We start from the raw sequence: 20,713 nt of genomic DNA on the forward strand, positions 1-20,713 counted from the left end.
TCCGGCGAACCTCACGGCGCGTGTTCAGGCACCGCGCCGTGAGTTTTTTTACGCTTGCACAGCGTCTTGTTCGTCTCGTTATCAAGCGCCTCTTTTATCAAGGACATGTCATGACCACTTCGGAAAAAGCCCTGCGTTCACAACGCTTGAACCAGATCACCCATGAGCCGCACAGCAAACTCGATGCACTGGTGAAGGCACACGCGCCGTTCGAGACCCGCGCCAATTTCGCCCGTTTTGTCGTCGCGCAGTACCTGTTCCAGTCGGAACTGGTCGATCTGTATAACGACGCCGAACTGACCGCCATCGTCCCGGATCTGCCGGCCCGTTGCCGCGCCGAAGCGGCCAAGGCTGACCTCGCCGATCTCGACACTGAAGTGCCGACACCGGTGGCGGGCGCGGTGAAAAACCCGAGCAAGGCTCGCGCACTGGGCTGGCTCTTTGTCTCCGAAGGTTCGAAGCTCGGTGCGGCGTTCCTGATCAAACGCGCCGTGGCGCTGGAGCTGAGCGAAACCTTTGGCGCCCGTCACCTCGGCGAGCCTGAAGGTGGCCGTGCGGAAGGCTGGAAAAGCTTTGTGCGTACCCTCGACTCGCTGCAGTTCACTGCCGAAGAAGAAGCCGAAGTCGAACAAGGCGCGATCGACGCGTTCAACCGCTTCACCGTGTTGCTGGAACAGGCTTACGCCACCGAAGCCGAAATGGCCTGATCCCCAAAACACCACAAAACCCTGTGGGAGCGAGCTTGCTCGCGAAGACGGCGGCACATTCAACACTGATGTGACTGACCTACCGCTTTCGCGAGCAAGCTCGCTCCCACATGGGAACAGCGCAAGTCTGTAGAATCCCCATCTCGCCTCACAGCAATCCCGAGCCCATGCCGCAACCCGCCTCCTCGAAACTCGCCCGCGTGCTGTTCGGCCTCTTGGCCTACGTCAGCCTCGGCATCGGCCTGATCGCCATCGTCGTGCCCGGCCTGCCGACCACCGAGTTCATCCTTCTCGCCGCCTGGGCCGCAACCCGCAGCTCGCCGCGCCTGAGTGCCTGGCTGGAAAACCACCGGCTGTTCGGGCCGATCCTCAGCAACTGGCGCAACGGCAAGATCATCGCGCGCAAGGCCAAGGTCAGCGCCACGGTAAGCATGTTGCTGTGCGCCACGTTGATGCTGGTGATGCTCGATCACGGCTGGCCGGTTTATCTGGCGATTGCCGGAATGAGCCTGGGCAATCTGTGGATCTGGTCGCGCCCGGAATCCATTCGGGTCTGCACTGACCCGTCTTCACACTGAAACATCCCTGTAATTAATCCCCTTTTCAGCACTTTCCCCTGCGCAAACGTTTAGCGCTGACCGTTCGTCGGCACGCGACTCATGCCCTCTGCTCCCGCGCCGATGAGCATTGAATGGCGCTGAATGGATTTGGCGAACCGGGTAGCTCCTGCCCGAATGCCACCCGTTTATTCATTCGCGAGATCGCCCCATGTTCGACTCTCTGTCCATTCGCCTGAAAATCGTCCTGCTCTCCGGCCTGTGCCTGCTCGGTGTGGTCGCGCTGATCGTCGGCATGAACATTTACCAGACCAACCAGAACGACGAACTGGTCAGCAACTCCAGTAACCAGTTGCTCACCGCCAGTGTGCAGAATCTGTTGCAAGCCAAAGCCGCCGAACAAGCGGTGCGGGTGCAGAAAACCTTCGGCGAAAGCCTGACGGTGATCACTGCCGTAGCGGATCAGATCAAGGACATGCGTGTCATGGCCGCCAAGCGTTCGCTGGACGCCGGCGCCTTGCGTGAAGAGTTGAACCTGAGCCTGAAAACCGCTTTTGAGCGCAACGACAAAGTGCTCGGCATCTGGCTCGCCTTTGAACCCAACGGCCTCGACGGCAAGGACAGCGAGTTCGTCAACGACGCCGCCCGCCAATCCAACGAAGCCGGGCGCTTCGCCACCTACTGGAGCCGCGCCGCCGGCGCCTCGCTGAACACCATCATGGTCGAAGAAGACCTGACCAAAACCACCCTCAGCGTCAGTGGCACGCCCTACAACAGTTGGTACACCTGCCCTCGCGACAACAAGCGCACCTGCCTGCTCGATCCGTATGCCGACACTGTCGGTGGCAAGGAAATGCTCATGACGACCATTTCCGTGCCGTTGATTGTCGACGGCAAAGCCATCGGCGTGGTCGGTGTCGACATCGCCCTCGACGCCCTGCAAGCGGCGGCCGTGGATTCCCAGCGCAGCCTGTTCAACAACGCCGGGCACATGTTGATTGTCTCCGGTAGCGGTGTGCTCGCTGCCGACAGTTCGGACGCAAGCAAGGTCGGCAAAAAGATCAGTGACACCCTCGGCGCCGACGGCAAGGACCTGCTGCAACTGGTCAGCAGCGGCACACCGAAGATTCTTGAACAAGGTGATTTGATTCGCGCCGTTTACCCAGTCGATCCGATTGGCAACTCGCGCGCCTGGGGCGTGGTCATCGACCTGCCGAAACAAGTGCTGCTGGCTGACTCGGTCAAGCTGCAAGCAGTGCTCGATGATGCTCAGGAAACCGGTGTGATCACTGCGCTGCTGGTTGCCGTGGTCGCCGGTCTGGTCGGTCTGCTGCTGATCTGGCTGACCGCGTCCGGCGTCACCCGGCCGATCAATAGCGTTGCCGAGATGCTGAAGAACATCGCCAGCGGCGAGGGCGATCTGACCCAACGCCTGAACTACAGCAAGCAGGATGAGCTGGGCGAACTGGTTAACTGGTTCAACCGCTTCCTCGACAAGCTGCAACCGACCATCGCACAGATCAAACAGAGCATCACCGAAGCACGCGGCACCGCCGACCAGTCTTCGGAGATCGCCCGCCAGACCAGTGAAGGCATGCAGGTGCAATTCCGCGAGATCGACCAGGTCGCCACCGCCTCCAACGAAATGAGCGCCACCGCCCACGACGTCGCCAACAGCGCCTCCAACGCGGCCAATGCCGCGAAAGGTGCCGACCAGTCGGCCAAGGACGGCATGTCGATCATTGAGCGCAGCACCCGCGACATCAATCAACTGGCCGACGAAGTCAGCAAAGCCGTGACCGAAGTTGAAGCGTTAGCAGTCAACAGCGAGCAGATCGGCTCGGTGCTGGAAGTGATCCGCAGCATCGCCGAACAGACCAACCTGCTCGCCCTCAACGCAGCGATCGAAGCGGCCCGTGCCGGTGAGAGCGGTCGTGGTTTCGCGGTGGTTGCCGACGAGGTGCGCAACCTGGCCAAACGTACGCAGGATTCGGTGGAAGAAATTCGCATCGTGATCGAGCGCATTCAGACGGGAACGCGTGGCGTGGTCGCGACCATGCATTCGAGCCAGACCCAGGCGCACAACAACGCCGGGCAGATTCGTCAGGCGGTCGATGCACTGGGCAAGATCAGCGACGCGGTGACGGTGATCAGTGACATGAACCTGCAGATTGCCAGTGCGGCCGAGCAGCAAAGTGCGGTGGCCGAAGAGGTCAATCGCAATGTCTCGGCGATTCGCACCGTCACCGAGACGCTGACCGGACAAGCCACTGAGTCGGCGGCGATCAGCAGTCAGCTCAATGCCCTGGCCAGTCAGCAGATGAAATTGATGGATCAGTTCCGCGTCTAAGCCACACCGTTGAACCCTGTGGGAGCGAGCTTGCTCGCGAATGCGGTCTGCCATTCAATGATGATGTTGAATGTGATGACCTCTTCGCCCTCTCTTCCGGAGGGCCTTCGATGACTGATCTGCTCACGTCCATTCAAGCCGCACTCGGCTTGCCGCACACGCCGATTCCCTTCACCGCACAGGGCGCCCTGCCTTCGGCATTCGCCGTCACCGACCTGGCCTGCGCGAGCATCGCCGCGGCCGGTCAGGCCGTCAGCGAATTGCTCCGGCAGCAGACCGGTCAGCGACCTGCCGTTGAAGTCGATCGTCGATTGGCCTCGTTCTGGTTCGCCACATCAATCCGTCCCATCGGCTGGCAAGTCCCGCCACTGTGGGATCCCGTCGCTGGCGACTATCAGACCCGCGACGGCTGGATCCGTCTGCACACCAATGCCCCGCATCACCGCGCCGCCGCTGAACGTGTGCTCGGTGCCTGCGCCGACCGTGGAGCGATGGCTGCCAAAGTCGCGCAATGGGCGAGTACGGATCTGGAGCAAGCGGTCGTCGAGGCCAAGGGTTGTGCCGCCGAAATGCGCAGTTGGGTGCAGTGGCAGACGCATCCGCAGGGGCTGGCGGTGAATGCTGAACCGTTGGTGCATTTCTTCGATTCGCCGGATGAACACAGTCAACCGTGGCAAGGCTCGGTGGCGCAACCGTTGGCCGGGATCAAGGTACTTGATTTGACGCGTGTCCTCGCTGGCCCCACTGCCAGTCGTTTACTCGCTGGCCTTGGCGCCGATGTATTGCGCATCGATTCCCCGACCTGGAATGAGCCCGGTGTTGTTCCGGAAATGACCCTCGGCAAACGTTGCGCGCGGTTGAACCTGCATGATCCGGTTGATCGTGCGGTGTTCGAAGGATTGTTGAAAGACGCTGACATTCTGCTGCACGGTTACCGCGCCGATGTGCTGGAGAATCTTGGTTTCGGCGTTGAGCGCCGTCGCCAAATCGCGCCGGGCCTGATCGATGTTGGCCTCAACGCTTACGGCTGGAGCGGCCCGTGGCAGAACCGCCGAGGTTTCGACAGTCTGGTGCAGATGAGCAGCGGCATCGCCGAGGCCGGGCAGCGCTGGCAGCAGGCAGACAAACCGACGCCGTTGCCGGTGCAGGCGCTGGATCATGCGACCGGGTATTTGCTGGCGGCGAGTGCGCTCCGCCTGTTGACCGAGCGTTTGAACACGGGTCGCGGTGGCTCGGCGCGGTTGTCGCTGGCGCGGACGGCGAAGTTGTTGATTGAATCTGGGCCGGGTACGAGTGAGGTATTGCGGGCGGAAGATGAGCGGGATCAGGGCTCATTTCTGGAACAGACCCCGTGGGGCCCGGCGCATCGCTTGCAGGTACCGGTGAGGATCAGCGGCACGCCGATTCATTGGGCGTTGCCGGCTACAGAACTGGGTTCTCATCATCCACGGTGGAATTAAAAGCCCCTCACCCTAACCCTCTCCCAGAGGGAGAGGGGACCGATTGGGGGATATTCGAGAGATTCACCGACTTGAACGAATATCGGTGAATCCCTGATCAACTCGGTCTTTCAACTCGATGGGCAGCGCAAGACACCACGGTCGGCCCCCTATCCCTCAGGCAAAAGGGACTGATTGGGGGATATTCGAGAGATTCACCGACTTGAACGATTGCCGCTGAATCCATAATCGACTCGGTCTTGCAGGTCGATGTATAGCGCAACACACCTCGGTCGGCCCACTCTCCCTCCGGGAGAGGAACTGATTGGGGGATATTGAAGAGACTCACCGACTTGTACGATTGGCGCTGAATCCATAATCGACTCGGGCTTTCAGGTCGATGGACAGCGCAAGACACCTCGGTCGGCCCCCTCTCCCTCCGGGAGAGGGCTGGGGTGAGGGCTGCAATTTCAAGCCGAGCGATGATGATCAATCTGCCCGGCTCAAAGATGTCCACAACAGTTGCGCCGCGTACCCCCGATACGGCCGCCACGCCTCAGCACGTAACGACAATTCCCGCGCTGTCGGCCGCTCTCCTTCCAGCACTTCCAGTGCCCGCAACAACCCGACATCGCCGGTCGGAAACCCATCCATATCCCGCAACTGCCGCAACGCAATGTACTGCGCCGTCCACTCGCCAATCCCGTGCAACGCCATCAACCGCGCCACGCCACCCTCGCGATTAGGTTCAAACAATGAAGGCTCATCGAGCAACGCCTGCGCCACACCTGACAGCGTCCGCCCGCGACTTTTCGGCATGCCCAGCGTTGCCAGATCTGCCGCCGCCAACACGCTCGCCTCGGGAAACACGTGAGTCAGCCCCGGCACGCCCGAATCCAGCGGCGCGCCATATTGCGCCACCAGTTTCCCCGCCAGCCGAATCGCCGCAACCACGGTAATCTGCTGCCCGAGCACCGCGCGAAACGCCAACTCCAAGCCATCCCACGCCCCGGGAATCCGTAATCCCGGCCGCTCGGCAATCAACCGCGCCAGCAACGGATCATTCGCCAGATGCGCATGCATCACAGCCAGATCCGCATCCAGATCAAACATCCGCCGCAACCTGACAACGATCTCGGGCACCACCAACGGATCAGGAAAATCCAGCTCAACGGCCAAGGCATTCCCTGCCTCAGGCCAAATTGAAACCGTGCCATGAAGCCCGTTCAAACCGATGCTGCGTGAATACACACCATCGACCACGACCTCCATCCCGACCACCGCCCGTGCCGCCAGAAACCCCAGCATCGCGTCCCAGTCATACGGCAGCGCATTCGCAAGCGACAACCTCACAACGACAACACACCGCTGTACAACCCATACGCCGCCAGCCCCGCGCCGATGATCACGCAGGTGAAAATGCCTTTCTCGACATGAGTGAACAATGGCTCGCCCGCCTCACGCTTAGCCTTGGCAAACAAAATCACCCCTGGCGCATACAACAGCGCCGACAGCAGTAAATACTTCACCCCACCGGCATACAACAACCACACCGCGTAACCGAGGGCAATGCCACCGATCAGCAGATCCTTGGTGCGCTCGGCCGAGGCATGTTCGTAGGTTTCGCCACGCCCGCTGAGCAGAACCGCGTACGCCGCCGACCACAAGTACGGCACCAGAATCATCGACGACGCCAGATAAATCAGACTGGTGTAAGTGCCCGCCGAAAACAGCGTGATCAACAGGAAGATCTGGATCATCACGTTGGTCAGCCACAACGCATTGACCGGGACGTGATTCTTGTTTTCCTTTTTCAGAAACGCCGGCATGGTCTTGTCCTTCGCCGTGGCGAAGAGAATCTCCGCACACAGCAGCGCCCACGACAACAACGCACCGAGCAGTGAAATCGCCAGGCCAATGCTGATCAGCAACGCACCCCACGGCCCGACGATGTGCTCGAGCACCGCCGCCAGCGACGGGTTCTGCAGATTGGCCAATTCCGGCTGGCTCATGATCCCCAGCGACAGCACGTTGACCAGCACCAGCAGCGCCAGCACGCCGATAAAACCGATCACCGTGGCGCGGCCGACGTCGCTGCGTTTCTCCGCCCGCGCCGAGTACACACTGGCACCTTCGATGCCGATGAACACGAACACGGTGACCAGCATCATGTTGCGCACCTGATCCATTACCCCGCCGAAATTCGGGTTGCTGGTGCCCCAGATGTCGCGGGTAAAAATGTCAGCCTTGAACGCCACCGCCGCGATAACGATGAACATGATTAGCGGTACGACTTTGGCCACCGTGGTCAGTTGATTGATCAGCGCCGCCTCCTTGATCCCGCGCATCACCAAAAAATGCACGGCCCACAGCAGCACCGACGCGCAGCCAATAGCGATCGGCGTATTGCCTTGGCCAAACACCGGAAAGAAATAGCCGAGGGTGCTGAACAGCAGCACGAAATAACCGACGTTGCCCAGCCACGCACTGATCCAGTAACCCCAGGCTGATGAGAAACCCATGTAGTCGCCAAAGCCGGCCTTGGCGTAGGCGTATACGCCGGAATCCAGTTCCGGCTTGCGATTGGCCAGGGTCTGAAAGACGAACGCCAGGGTCAACATGCCGATGGCCGTGATCCCCCAACCGATCAGAATCGCCCCGGCATCGGCGCGCGCCGCCATGTTCTGCGGCAGCGAGAAAATCCCCCCGCCAATCATCGAACCCACCACCAGGGCGATCAACGCGCCTAATCGCAGCTTTTGCGTCGGTTGCGACATTTCAGTTTCCCTTTGAATGTGTGGTGAGAATTTGGTTTTAAAGACGATTAACTAAACGGATAAAGGTAGATGACGTTTATCAAGTAACGCCAATTAACGCCCATTTATATATAGCCGATGACGCTAACGCCCTAGCACGCTAAGTCGGTTTTGTGCGCTGATCCCGATAATTCAATTCTGTACTGAAAACAGAGACAGAAAATTTGCCAAAAGCTGAAAAAGAACTAGCGTGATAATTCGAAAGTAATAATAGCCATTCCCAAAGATGTAGCCACAACGCCTCTAGGACGGGCCTTGCGGGCAGGAGCTTTATGCCTTCAGCCGAAGCCTAAGTCATTCATTAACAATGGAATGTGACCATGCACTGATCTACGTCAGCTGTTTGAACAGACAACAGAACTACGCTGTGATCTCTTCTCTCCTGCAATGGAGTCATGCAAATGTCTGAAGCTCCCGGAAAACTACGACTAGGTGCACTGGTTGCATTGGTAGTCGGTTCAATGATCGGTGGCGGGATATTCTCCTTGCCTCAAAACATGGCCGCCAGCGCCGACGTCGGTGCGGTACTTATCGGTTGGGCCATCACCGCTGTCGGCATGCTCACCCTCGCTTTTGTCTTTCAAACCCTCGCCAATCGCAAGCCTGACCTGGACGGCGGCGTCTACGCCTACGCCAAGGCCGGATTTGGCGATTACATGGGTTTCTCGTCCGCTTGGGGTTACTGGATCAGCGCATGGCTGGGTAACGTCGGTTACTTCGTTCTGCTGTTCAGCACTCTCGGCTATTTCTTTCCGGTTTTCGGTGAGGGCAACACCGTTGCTGCGGTGATTGGCGCCTCGGTGCTGCTGTGGGCCGTGCACTTTCTGGTGCTGCGCGGGATCAAGGAAGCGGCGTTCATCAACCTCGTGACCACGGTCGCCAAGGTCGTACCGCTGCTGCTGTTCGTGTTGATTGCGGTGTTCGCCTTCAAACTGGACATCTTCACCGCCGACATCTGGGGCATCAAAAACCCGGATCTGGGCAGTGTGATGAACCAGGTGCGCAACATGATGCTGGTCACCGTGTGGGTGTTCATCGGTATCGAGGGCGCGAGCATCTTCTCCGCCCGCGCCGAAAAACGCTCCGACGTGGGTAAGGCCACCGTGATCGGCTTCATTACCGTGCTGCTGTTTCTGGTGCTGGTGAACGTGCTGTCGCTGGGCATCATGACCCAACCGGAACTGGCGAAACTGCAGAACCCGTCGATGGCCGCCGTACTCGAGCATGTGGTCGGTCACTGGGGCGCGGTGCTGATCAGCGTCGGTCTGATCATCTCGCTGCTGGGGGCGCTGCTGTCGTGGGTGCTGCTGTGTGCGGAGATCATGTTCGCCGCTGCCAAAGACCACACCATGCCGGAGTTCCTGCGCAAGGAAAACGCCAACCACGTACCGGTCAACGCGCTGTGGCTGACCAACGCGATGGTGCAGATTTTCCTGATCATCACGCTGTTCTCGGCCAGTACTTACCTGTCGCTGATCTACCTCGCCACTTCGATGATTCTGGTGCCGTACCTGTGGTCGGCGGCCTATGCCCTGCTGCTGGCGGTGCGCGGCGAAAGCTACGAAGGCTTCGCGGCCGAGCGGCGCAAGGATCTGATCATCGGCGGCATCGCGCTGATCTATGCGGTCTGGCTGCTGTACGCCGGCGGGATCAAGTACCTGCTGCTCTCAGCCCTGCTCTATGCCCCCGGCGCGATCCTGTTCGCCAAGGCCAAGCTGGAACTCAAACAACCGGTTTTCACTAACGTCGAGAAGCTGATTTTCGCCGCAGTGGTCGCGGGCGCCCTGGTGGCGGCCTACGGTCTCTACGACGGCTTCCTGACTCTGTAACCCCTGATTATTTTGTTATCTGGAGGATCTGAAATGACCACGGAAAAAGTTAAGTACGGCGTCCATTCCGAAGCCGGCAAACTGCGCAAAGTCATGGTGTGCTCCCCAGGTCTGGCCCATCAGCGGCTGACCCCGAACAACTGCGATGAACTGCTGTTCGACGACGTGCTGTGGGTGGCCCAGGCCAAGCGCGACCACTTCGACTTCGTCACCAAGATGCGCGAGCGCGGCATCGACGTGCTGGAAATGCACAACCTGCTGACCGACATCGTCGCCATCCCGGAGGCGCTGGACTGGATTCTCGAGCGCAAGGTCACTGCCGATTCGGTGGGCCTGGGCCTGATCAACGAAGTCAAATCCTGGCTGAAAAGCCTGGAGCCACGGCACATCGCCGAATTCCTCATCGGTGGCGTGTCGGCCGATGATCTGCCGGACAGCTTCGGCGGCAAGATCATCGAAATGTACCGCGACTTTCTCGGCCATTCGAGCTTCATTCTGCCGCCGCTGCCGAACACTCAGTTCACCCGCGACACCACCTGCTGGATCTACGGCGGCGTGACGCTGAACCCGATGTACTGGCCAGCGCGCCGTCAGGAAACCCTGCTGACCACCGCCATCTACAAATTCCACCCGCAGTTCACCAATGCCGATTTCGAGATCTGGTACGGCGACCCGGACAAGGATCACGGCAGCTCTACCCTTGAGGGCGGCGACGTGATGCCGATCGGTAACGGCGTGGTGTTGATCGGTATGGGCGAACGCTCATCCCGCCAGGCCATCGGCCAACTGGCGCTGAACCTGTTCAAGAACAAAGCCGTGGAAAAAGTCATCGTTGCCGGCCTGCCGAAGTCCCGCGCGGCGATGCACCTGGACACCGTGTTCAGCTTCTGCGACCGCGACCTGGTGACAATTTTCCCGGAAGTGGTGAACCAGATCGTCGCCTTCACCCTGCGCCCTGACGAAAGCAAACAGGGCGGCATCGACATCCGCCGCGAAGAAGGCACCTTCCTCGACACCGTGGCCAAAGCCCTCAACCTGCCGAAGCTGCGCGTGGTGGAAACCGGCGGCAACAGCTTCGCCGCCGAACGCGAGCAATGGGACGACGGCAACAACGTGGTGGCCGTGGAACCGGGCGTGGTCATCGGCTACGACCGCAACACCTACACCAACACCCTGCTGCGCAAGGCCGGCGTGGAAGTCATCACCATCAGCGCCGGTGAACTGGGCCGAGGCCGTGGCGGTGGCCACTGCATGACCTGCCCGATCATCCGCGACCCGATCGATTACTAAACGACCATCTCCCCGGCCGCACACACCCCGTAGCGGCCGGGCCGATTACCGAATCCAAGGAGAATCATCATGGCGTTCAACATCCACAACCGTAACCTGCTCAGCCTCGAACACCACACCCCACGTGAGCTGCGTTACCTGCTCGACCTGTCCCGCGACCTCAAACGCGCGAAATACACCGGCACCGAGCAACAACACCTGAAGGGCAACAACATCGCCCTGATCTTCGAAAAAACCTCGACCCGTACCCGTTGCGCGTTCGAAGTGGCGGCCTATGACCAAGGCGCTAACGTAACCTACATCGACCCGAACTCGTCGCAGATCGGCCACAAAGAAAGCATGAAAGACACCGCCCGCGTGCTGGGGCGCATGTACGACGCCATCGAATACCGTGGCTTCAAACAGGAAATTGTCGAAGAGCTGGCCAAGTTCGCCGGTGTGCCGGTGTTCAACGGCCTGACTGACGAGTACCACCCGACGCAAATGATCGCCGACGTGCTGACCATGCGTGAACACGCCGACAAGCCGATCCACGAAATCAGCTACGCCTACCTCGGCGATGCGCGCAACAACATGGGCAACTCACTGCTGCTGGTCGGCGCCAAACTCGGCATGGACGTGCGCATCTGTGCACCGAAAGCCCTGTGGCCACTGGATGATCTGGTCGAGCGTTGCCACAAATATGCCGAAGAAAGTGGCGCACGTATCACCCTGACTGAAGACCCGAAAGCGGCGGTCAAAGGCGTCGACTTCATCCACACCGACGTTTGGGTATCGATGGGCGAGCCGGTGGAAGCCTGGGCCGAGCGTATCCAGCAACTGCTGCCGTATCAGGTCAACGCCGAACTGATGAAAGCCAGCGGCAACCCGCGCACCAAGTTCATGCACTGCCTGCCGGCGTTCCACAACAGTGATACCAAGGTCGGCAAACAGATCGCCGAGCAGTATCCGCACCTGAAAAACGGCATCGAAGTGACCGACGACGTGTTCGAGTCGCCAGCCTGCATCGCCTTCGAGCAAGCGGAAAACCGCATGCACACGATCAAGGCGATTCTGGTCTCGACCCTGGCTGATCTGTAACCACTGCTGATCCATGATCGTTCCCACGCTCCTGCGTGGGAACGATCAACACGAAAAGGACATGCACCATGCGTATCGTCGTAGCGCTGGGCGGTAACGCCCTGCTCCGCCGTGGTGAACCGATGACCGCTGACAATCAGCGCGCCAACATCCGCATCGCCACCGAGCAAATCGCCAAGATCCATCCCGGCAACCAACTGGTCATCGCCCACGGCAATGGCCCGCAAGTCGGCCTGCTGTCGCTGCAAGCGGCGGCCTACACCTCCGTCACCCCTTACCCGCTGGACGTGCTCGGTGCCGAAACCGAAGGCATGATCGGCTACATCATCGAACAGGAACTGGGCAACCTGCTCGACTTCGAAGTGCCGTTCGCCACCTTGTTGACCCAGGTGGAAGTCGACGCCAAGGATCCGGCCTTCCAGAACCCGACCAAACCCATCGGCCCGGTCTACGACAAGGCTGAAGCGGAAAAACTCGCCGCCGAAAAAGGCTGGGCGATTGCCCCGGACGGCGACAAATTCCGTCGCGTGGTCGCCAGTCCACGGCCAAAACGCATCTTCGAAATCCGCCCGATCAAGTGGTTGCTGGACAAGGGCAGCATCGTGATTTGCGCCGGTGGCGGCGGGATTCCGACCATGTACGACGAGAACCGTAACCTCAAGGGTATCGAGGCGGTGATCGACAAGGACCTGTGCTCGTCGCTGCTCGCCGAGCAACTGGAAGCCGACCTGCTGGTAATCGCCACGGACGTCAACGCGGCGTTCATCGATTACGGCAAGCCGACGCAGAAAGCCATTGCCGAAGCGCACCCGGATGAACTCGAACGCCTCGGTTTCGCCGCGGGTTCCATGGGGCCGAAGGTGCAGGCAGCCTGCGAATTTGCGCGCCATACTGGCAAGGTCGCGGTGATCGGTTCGCTGGCGGACATCGAAGCGATTGTCCAGGGCACTGCCGGTACTCGCGTGACCACGGCGAAGCCGGGCATCACTTACCGATAATTAGAAACTCCGGGGGCAGACCGAGGGTCTGCCCTTCTCCCATGCCTTGAAAGGAGAAAACCATGGCCCAATTCGAACCCGGTCGCCTGCACATCGAGCGGCATGCGTTGACGCCGGATGACGTCAGTTACAACGTGCACCTCGACTATGAAGTGCTCAGCGATCCGAAAAAAGGCAAAGGGATACAGTTCACCCTGCATGGCAACATGCAGGGCAAGGACATGAAGGAAACGTTTTTCCTGCCCAAGGAAGAGGCTTACAACTTCGCCCGTGACGTGACCCGGATCGCCGAGAAGTACGGGATTCCCAAGGCTCACAGCCAGATCGGTTCGGTGCACAAGCATTACGATCTGATGTTTGAAGACATTCGGCAGAAGTTGAATATGCAATCCGGGGATCCGGTCAATCTTGAGCATTTCGAGTAACCCGCAAAAGCCCCTCACCCTAGCCCTCTCCCGGAGGGAGAGGGAACTGATTGGGGGATGCTCTAGAGTTACACCGACCTGACCTTGCTTTACCGAATCCATAATCGTCCGGGGAAATTAGACCACTGCAACTGGTTCTTTCAGGTCGATGTCAAACCTCAGACACCTCGGTCGGCCCCCTCTCCCTCCGGGAGAAGGCTGGGGTGAGGGGACTGATTGGGAGATGCTTCGGAGTTACGCCGACCTGAACTCGCTTTACCGAATCCATAATCGACTGGTTCTTTCAGGTCGATGTCAAACCTCAGACACCTCGGTCGGCCCCCTCTCCCTCCGGGAGAGGGCTGGGCGGGCGGCGTTTCCGATGAGGGTGCTTTTGCTTTCACCTCTCTCCAAGCCCAAGGCATACTTGCCACCCTCCGCTCTGCAGATCACTGAACCGCCCCATGCGTATCCACGTCAGCTTCATCGACCGCGTCGGCATCACCCAGGAAGTCCTGGCTATCCTCGGTGGGCGCAACCTCAATCTGGATGCGGTGGAAATGATTCCGCCGAACGTCTATATCGACGCGCCGACCCTGAGCCCGCAAGTGCTCGAAGAGCTGAAAGATGCGTTGTTTCGCGTGCTCGGCGTGGAAGCGGTGACCGTGGTCGACATCCTCCCCGGCCAGCGTCGACACCTGCAACTCGATGCCCTGCTCGCGGCGATGACCGATCCCGTTTTGGCGCTCGACAGTGCCGGCAAGGTGCTGCTGGCCAACCCGGCGTTGATCGCGTTGTACGGCCGCGAACCGGCGGGTGAAAGCGTCTCTGAACTGTTCAACGATCCCGGCCTGCTCGACACCTTGCTCGAACACGGCTTCCGTTTGCCACTGCGCGAAATCACCGTCAACGGCCAGACCTTGCTGCTCGACGCCACGCCGATCACTGACGCCGGCGCTCTGCTGACCTTGTATCAACCGAACCGCATCGGCGAACAACTCTCGGCGCTGCACCACGACCACGCCGAAGGTTTCGACGCGCTGCTCGGCGAGTCCCCGGCGATTCGTACGCTCAAGGCCCGCGCGCAAAGAGTCGCCGCTCTTGATGCACCGCTGTTGATTCAAGGCGAAACCGGCACCGGTAAAGAACTGGTCGCCCGCGCCTGCCACGCCATCAGCGCGCGACACAGTGCACCGTTCCTGGCCCTCAACTGCGCAGCCCTACCGGAGAACCTCGCCGAAAGCGAGCTGTTCGGCTACGCCCCCGGCGCCTTCACCGGCGCGGCGCGCGGCGGTAAACCCGGACTGATGGAACTGGCCAACCAAGGCACGGTATTCCTCGATGAGATCGGCGAGATGTCGCCGTACTTGCAGGCCAAGCTGCTGCGTTTCTTGAACGACGGCAGCTTCCGCCGCGTGGGCGGTGATCGCGAAGTGAAGGTCAACGTGCGCATCCTCAGCGCGACCCACCGCGATCTGGAAAAAATGGTCAGCGAAGGCTTGTTCCGCGAAGACCTGTTCTATCGTCTCAACGTGCTCAACGTTGAAGTGCCGCCGCTGCGCGAACGCGGGCAGGACATCCTGCTGCTGGCGCGGTATTTCATGCAGCAGGCCTGCGCGCAGATCCAGCGCCCGGTGTGCCGCCTCGCTCCGGGGACCTACCCGGCGCTGCTCGGCAATCGCTGGCCGGGCAATGTGCGGCAATTGCAGAACGTGATCTTCCGTGCGGCGGCGATTTGCGAGAGTAGCCTGGTGGATATTGGCGATCTCGATATTGCTGGCACCTCGGTGGCGCGTCAGGCTGACAGCGATGTCGACAGCCTCGAACAAGCGGTCGAAGCTTTTGAGCGATCGCTGCTGGAAAAACTCTACGTCAGCTACCCCTCGACCCGCCAACTGGCCAGCCGCCTGCAAACTTCGCACACGGCCATTGCCCATCGCCTGCGCAAATACGGCATTCCCAACAAACCCTGAAAAACCACAAATCCCCTGTAGGAGTGAGCCTGCTCGCGATAGCGGTTTGACATTCAACATTTGCGACGTCTGACAGACCGCTATCGCGAGCAGGCTCACTCCTACATTTATTTGTGGCGCATTCGAAATCCGTTCAAAAACGACCTCCAGCTGTACTGAAAGCGCTACAGTGGAACGATATCGCTACACCCTCCTCCGATCACCGCTGTGCAAGGCTTTGATCCCGTTCAGCTTTTATCCTCGCTCCATGCTGTAGCGATTTCGCTACAGGCATCTCTGAACCTTCGACCTCTCCAATATCTAATTCATTGATTTATAACGATAAATCAACATTGGCCACATTCTTGCTAATCAACCCTTCATAAATAAGGGCCTTCGCGCCCGACTATTCCACCGCGTCCACCAGACGAGTCTGGCCCCCTGAGGAGTTTCCATGAGCGAGTTGCGTTTTACTGAAGATCACGAATGGCTGCGCACCGAAGCTGACGGCAGCGTTACTGTCGGCATCACCGCTTTCGCGCAAAACGCCCTGGGCGACGTGGTGTTCGTGCAACTGCCTGAGCTGCAGGCTTACGAAAAAGGCGCTGAAGCCGCCACCGTGGAATCGGTGAAAGCCGCCAGCGGCGTGTACATGCCCCTCGACGGCGACGTACTGGCAGTCAACCCGGCGCTGGAAGACGCCCCGGAACTGGTCAACGAAGATCCGCTGGGCGAAGGCTGGTTCTTCCGCTTCCAGCCTAGCGACGCCGCCGCTGTCGGCAAATTGCTCGATCAGGACGCGTACGACCGTCTGATCAAAGCCCAAGCCGAAGCCTGAGGAACACCGACATGACTCAAGTAAACCTTGGCACCGCCAACGAATTCATCGCCCGTCACATCGGCCCGCGCGCCGGTGACGAGCAAGCCATGCTCAACAGCCTCGGCTTCGACTCGCTTGAAGCCCTGAGCGCCAGCGTCATTCCGGAAAGCATCAAGGGCACCAGCGTGCTCGGCATGGACGACGGCCTCAGCGAAGCCGATGCCCTGGCGATGATCAAATCGATCGCCGGCAAGAATCAGCTGTTCAAGACCTACATCGGCCAGGGCTACTACAACTGTCACACGCCGTCGCCGATCCTGCGCAACCTGTTGGAAAACCCGGCCTGGTACACCGCGTACACGCCGTACCAGCCAGAAATTTCCCAGGGTCGTCTCGAAGCGCTGCTGAACTTTCAGACGATGATCAGCGACCTCACCGGTCTGCCGATTGCCAACGCATCCTTGCTCGACGAAGCCACCGCCGCTGCCGAAGCCATGACCTTCTGCAAACGCCTGAGCAAGAACAAGGGCAGCCACCAATTCTTCGCCTCGATCCACAGCCACCCGCAGACCCTCGACGTGCTGCGCACCCGTGCCGAGCCACTGGGCATCGACGTGGTTGTTGGCGATGAGCGTGAACTGACTGACGTGACGCCGTTCTTCGGCGCGCTGCTGCAATACCCGGCAAGCAACGGTGATGTGTTCGACTACCGCGAACTGACCGAGCGCTTCCACGCCGCCAACGCTCTGGTCGCCGTGGCTGCCGACCTGCTGGCCCTGACGCTGCTGACCGCCCCGGGCGAGTTCGGCGCGGACGTCGCCATCGGTTCGGCACAACGCTTCGGCGTGCCGCTGGGCTTTGGTGGCCCGCACGCCGCTTACTTCTCCACCAAAGATGCGTTCAAGCGCGACATGCCGGGCCGTCTGGTCGGTGTCTCGGTTGACCGTTTCGGCAAGCCGGCGCTGCGCCTGGCGATGCAGACCCGCGAGCAACACATCCGCCGCGAGAAGGCCACGTCGAACATCTGCACCGCACAAGTGCTGCTGGCCAACATCGCCAGCATGTACGCCGTCTACCACGGCCCGAAAGGCCTGGCGCAGATCGCCAACCGCGTGCATCACCTGACCGCGATTCTGGCCAAAGGCCTGACCGCGCTGGGCGCTAACGTCGAACAAGCCAGTTTCTTCGACACCCTGACCGTCGCCACCGGCGCAAACACCGCCGCGCTGCACGACAAGGCCCACGCTCAGCAGATCAACCTGCGCGTGATCGACGCTGAGCGTCTTGGCCTGTCGGTCGACGAAACCACCACCCAAGCTGACATCGAAACCCTGTGGGGCCTGTTCGCCGACGGCAAGACTCTGCCGGATTTCGCTGCTCTCGCCGTCTCGGTGCAGAGCACCATCCCAGCATCGCTGGTACGTCAGTCGCCGATCCTCAGCCACCCGGTGTTCAACCGTTATCACTCGGAAACCGAGCTGATGCGCTACCTGCGCAAACTGGCGGACAAGGATCTGGCCCTGGATCGCACCATGATCCCGCTGGGTTCGTGCACCATGAAACTCAACGCTGCCAGCGAAATGATCCCGGTGACCTGGGCTGAGTTCGGCGCGCTGCACCCGTTCGCTCCAGCCGCGCAAAGCGCCGGTTACCAGCAACTGACCTTTGAGCTGGAAGCGATGCTCTGTGCCGCGACCGGTTACGACGCGATCTCGCTGCAACCAAACGCCGGTTCGCAAGGTGAATACGCTGGCCTGCTGGCGATTCGTGCATATCACCAGAGCCGTGGCGATGAGCGCCGCGACATCTGCCTGATTCCGTCGTCCGCCCACGGCACCAACCCGGCCACCGCCAACATGGCTGGCATGCGCGTCGTCGTGACTGCCTGCGATGCCCGTGGCAACGTCGACATCGAAGACCTCCGCGCCAAAGCCATCGAGCACCGCGACCACCTCGCCGCGCTGATGATCACTTACCCGTCGACCCACGGCGTGTTCGAAGAAGGCATCCGCGAAATCTGCGGGATCATTCATGACAACGGCGGCCAGGTGTACATCGACGGCGCCAACATGAACGCGATGGTTGGCCTCTGTGCTCCGGGCAAGTTCGGCGGCGACGTCTCGCACCTGAACCTGCACAAAACCTTCTGCATCCCCCACGGCGGTGGCGGCCCGGGTGTCGGCCCGATTGGCGTGAAATCGCACCTGACCCCGTTCCTGCCGGGCCACGGCCAGATGGAGCGCAAGGAAGGCGCGGTCTGCGCGGCACCGTTCGGCAGCGCAAGTATTTTGCCGATCACCTGGATGTACATTCGCATGATGGGCGGCGCAGGCCTGAAGCGTGCATCGCAGCTGGCGATCCTCAATGCCAACTACATTTCCCGTCGCCTCGAAGAGCACTACCCAGTGCTGTACACCGGCAGCAACGGTCTGGTGGCGCACGAATGCATTCTGGATCTGCGTCCATTGAAAGACAGCAGCGGCATCAGCGTCGATGACGTCGCCAAGCGCCTGATCGACTTCGGCTTCCACGCGCCGACCATGTCGTTCCCGGTCGCGGGCACGCTGATGATCGAGCCGACCGAAAGCGAATCCAAAGAAGAACTGGATCGCTTCTGCGACGCCATGATCCGCATCCGCGAAGAAATCCGCGCGGTGGAAAACGGCACGCTGGACAAGGACGACAACCCGCTGAAAAACGCTCCGCACACAGCGGCAGAGCTGGTTGGCGAGTGGACTCACCCGTACAGCCGCGAGCAGGCCGTGTACCCGGTCGCGTCGCTGATCGAAGGCAAATACTGGCCACCGGTCGGTCGTGTCGACAACGTTTTCGGCGATCGCAACCTGGTCTGCGCCTGCCCGTCGATCGAAAGCTACGCTTAAAAGAATAAGGGGCGGGTTTGCCTGCCCCTTTCTCCAGAACAACGCAAAACCCTGTGGGAGCGAGCTTGCTCGCGAATGCGGTAGGTCAGCAAACATTGGTGGTGACTGACACTCCGTCTTCGCGAGCAAGCTCGCTCCCACAGGGAATTGCTACAAGCCTGATGTTTCGCCAATTCCTATAACAAGAAACCGGAGAACCCCTCATGTCGTTAAGCGTGTTCGACCTGTTCAAGATTGGCATCGGCCCCTCCAGTTCCCACACCGTCGGCCCGATGCGTGCAGCCGCGCGTTTCGTCGAAGGTTTGCGCCGTGAAAACCTGCTGACCACCACCGCCAGCGTTCGCGTTGAGCTGTACGGTTCCCTCGGCGCCACTGGTAAAGGTCACGGCAGCGACAAAGCCGTGCTGCTCGGCCTCGAAGGCGAACACCCGGACACCGTTGATACCGAAACCGTCGCCGCACGCCTGCAAGAAATTCGCGGCAACGGACGACTGAACCTGCTCGGCGAACACAGCATTGCGTTCAACGAGAAAGAACACTTGGCGATGATCCGCAAGCCGTTGGCCTATCACCCCAACGGCATGATCTTCCGCGCCTTCGATGCGGCGGGGATTCAGATCCGCAGCCGCGAGTACTACTCGGTTGGCGGTGGTTTCGTGGTCGACGAGGACGCGGCAGGTGCCGACCGCATCGTCGAAGACGCCACGCCGCTGACCTTCCCGTTCAAAAGCGCCAAGGACCTGCTCGGTCATTGCGCCACCTACGGTCTGTCGATCAGTCAGGTGATGCTGACCAACGAAAGCGCCTGGCGCCCGGAGGCGGAAACCCGCGCCGGCCTGTTGAAAATCTGGCAGGTGATGCAGGACTGCGTCGCTGCGGGCTGCCGTAACGAAGGTATTTTGCCCGGCGGCTTGAAGGTCAAACGCCGTGCGGCAGCGTTGCATCGGCAACTGTGCAAGAACCCGGAATCGGCGTTGCGCGATCCGTTGTCGGTGCTCGACTGGGTCAACCTCTACGCCTTGGCGGTCAACGAAGAAAACGCCAACGGTGGCCGCGTAGTCACCGCGCCCACCAACGGCGCGGCGGGGATCATTCCGGCGGTGCTGCATTACTACATGCGTTTTATCCCCGGCGCGAATGACGACGGCGTCGTACGGTTTCTGCTGACCGCTGCGGCAATCGGCATTCTCTACAAAGAAAATGCCTCGATCTCCGGCGCCGAAGTCGGTTGTCAGGGTGAAGTCGGCGTGGCCTGTTCGATGGCGGCCGGTGCGTTGTGCGAAGTGCTCGGCGGCAGCGTTCAGCAGGTCGAGAACGCTGCGGAAATCGGCATGGAACACAACCTCGGCCTGACCTGCGACCCGATTGGCGGGTTGGTGCAAGTGCCGTGCATCGAGCGCAATGCCATGGGCTCGGTGAAAGCCATCAACGCAGTGCGCATGGCCATGCGAGGCGACGGCCAGCATTTCGTCTCCCTCGACAAAGTCATCCGCACCATGCGCCAGACCGGTGCCGACATGAAAAGCAAATACAAAGAGACCGCCCGCGGCGGTCTGGCGGTCAACATTATCGAATGCTGACCATGAAAC

14 protein-coding genes and 2 pseudogenes are annotated in these 20,713 nt (G+C 60.3%); 14 read left to right on the forward strand and 2 right to left on the reverse strand.

The features are described from left to right. Window positions 1-110: 110 nt before the first annotated feature. The 5 genes and pseudogenes from AB4O01_RS13275 (at window position 111) to AB4O01_RS13295 (ending at window position 5,074) form a co-directional block, all read left to right on the forward strand. Window positions 111-707: a biliverdin-producing heme oxygenase gene (locus AB4O01_RS13275; protein WP_460092012.1), complete on the forward strand. Its 597-nt coding sequence runs from the start codon at window positions 111-113 to the stop codon at window positions 705-707. 167 nt (window positions 708-874) lie between these two features. After that, complete coding sequence (locus tag AB4O01_RS13280; RefSeq protein WP_064119128.1) at window positions 875-1,285, forward strand: YbaN family protein; 411 nt, start codon at window positions 875-877, stop codon at window positions 1,283-1,285. A 463-nt stretch (window positions 1,286-1,748) separates the two neighbouring features. After that, window positions 1,749-2,708, forward strand: a pseudogene (locus AB4O01_RS13285) (methyl-accepting chemotaxis protein); the annotation flags it as partial. Between the two features lie 378 nt (window positions 2,709-3,086). Then, window positions 3,087-3,614, forward strand: a pseudogene (locus tag AB4O01_RS13290) (methyl-accepting chemotaxis protein); the annotation flags it as partial. Between the two features lie 110 nt (window positions 3,615-3,724). Then, the gene (locus AB4O01_RS13295; protein WP_460092014.1) at window positions 3,725-5,074 is read left to right on the forward strand and encodes a CoA transferase; all 1,350 of its coding nucleotides are present in this window, start codon (window positions 3,725-3,727) and stop codon (window positions 5,072-5,074) included. 468 nt (window positions 5,075-5,542) lie between these two features. Here AB4O01_RS13295 and AB4O01_RS13300 read toward each other — a convergent pair whose 3' ends face one another. Further along, window positions 5,543-6,406: a DNA-3-methyladenine glycosylase family protein gene (locus AB4O01_RS13300; protein WP_460092017.1), complete on the reverse strand. Its 864-nt coding sequence runs from the start codon at window positions 6,404-6,406 to the stop codon at window positions 5,543-5,545. Continuing rightward, window positions 6,403-7,830 (reverse strand): arginine-ornithine antiporter, encoded by a 1,428-nt coding sequence (gene arcD, locus AB4O01_RS13305; RefSeq protein ID WP_093430474.1) that lies wholly within the window; start codon window positions 7,828-7,830, stop codon window positions 6,403-6,405. The genes AB4O01_RS13300 and arcD (AB4O01_RS13305) overlap by 4 nt, the downstream gene beginning before the upstream one ends. Window positions 7,831-8,270: 440 nt before the next feature. On the opposite strand from arcD (AB4O01_RS13305), the gene arcD (AB4O01_RS13310) reads away from it, so the two are divergent. From arcD (AB4O01_RS13310) to AB4O01_RS13350, 9 genes are all read left to right on the forward strand, one after another. Then, entirely contained in the window at window positions 8,271-9,698 is a 1,428-nt protein-coding gene (gene arcD / locus AB4O01_RS13310; RefSeq protein WP_460092019.1) for an arginine-ornithine antiporter, read from the forward strand. A gap of 33 nt (window positions 9,699-9,731) precedes the next feature. Next, a complete protein-coding gene (gene arcA / locus AB4O01_RS13315; protein ID WP_116255073.1) occupies window positions 9,732-10,988 on the forward strand; it encodes an arginine deiminase in 1,257 nt (418 codons plus the stop codon). A gap of 69 nt (window positions 10,989-11,057) precedes the next feature. After that, on the forward strand, window positions 11,058-12,068 hold the full coding sequence (locus AB4O01_RS13320; protein ID WP_008086805.1) for an ornithine carbamoyltransferase: 1,011 nt from the start codon (window positions 11,058-11,060) through the stop codon (window positions 12,066-12,068). Between the two features lie 68 nt (window positions 12,069-12,136). Then, window positions 12,137-13,066, forward strand: a complete 930-nt coding sequence (gene arcC / locus AB4O01_RS13325) for a carbamate kinase (protein ID WP_034153407.1) — start codon at window positions 12,137-12,139, stop codon at window positions 13,064-13,066. A 62-nt stretch (window positions 13,067-13,128) separates the two neighbouring features. Continuing rightward, window positions 13,129-13,491 (forward strand): DUF5064 family protein, encoded by a 363-nt coding sequence (locus AB4O01_RS13330; protein ID WP_093430478.1) that lies wholly within the window; start codon window positions 13,129-13,131, stop codon window positions 13,489-13,491. 443 nt (window positions 13,492-13,934) lie between these two features. Then, window positions 13,935-15,443, forward strand: a complete 1,509-nt coding sequence (locus tag AB4O01_RS13335; RefSeq protein WP_099757004.1) for a sigma-54-dependent transcriptional regulator — start codon at window positions 13,935-13,937, stop codon at window positions 15,441-15,443. Between the two features lie 433 nt (window positions 15,444-15,876). Next, on the forward strand, window positions 15,877-16,260 hold the full coding sequence (gene gcvH / locus AB4O01_RS13340) for a glycine cleavage system protein GcvH (RefSeq protein ID WP_016983835.1): 384 nt from the start codon (window positions 15,877-15,879) through the stop codon (window positions 16,258-16,260). Between the two features lie 11 nt (window positions 16,261-16,271). Then, entirely contained in the window at window positions 16,272-19,124 is a 2,853-nt protein-coding gene (gcvP, locus tag AB4O01_RS13345; protein WP_460092022.1) for an aminomethyl-transferring glycine dehydrogenase, read from the forward strand. Between the two features lie 203 nt (window positions 19,125-19,327). Continuing rightward, the gene (locus AB4O01_RS13350) at window positions 19,328-20,704 is read left to right on the forward strand and encodes an L-serine ammonia-lyase (protein ID WP_093430482.1); all 1,377 of its coding nucleotides are present in this window, start codon (window positions 19,328-19,330) and stop codon (window positions 20,702-20,704) included. Window positions 20,705-20,713 lie beyond the last annotated feature (9 nt).

Source organism: Pseudomonas sp. S2_E02, assembly GCF_054668355.1.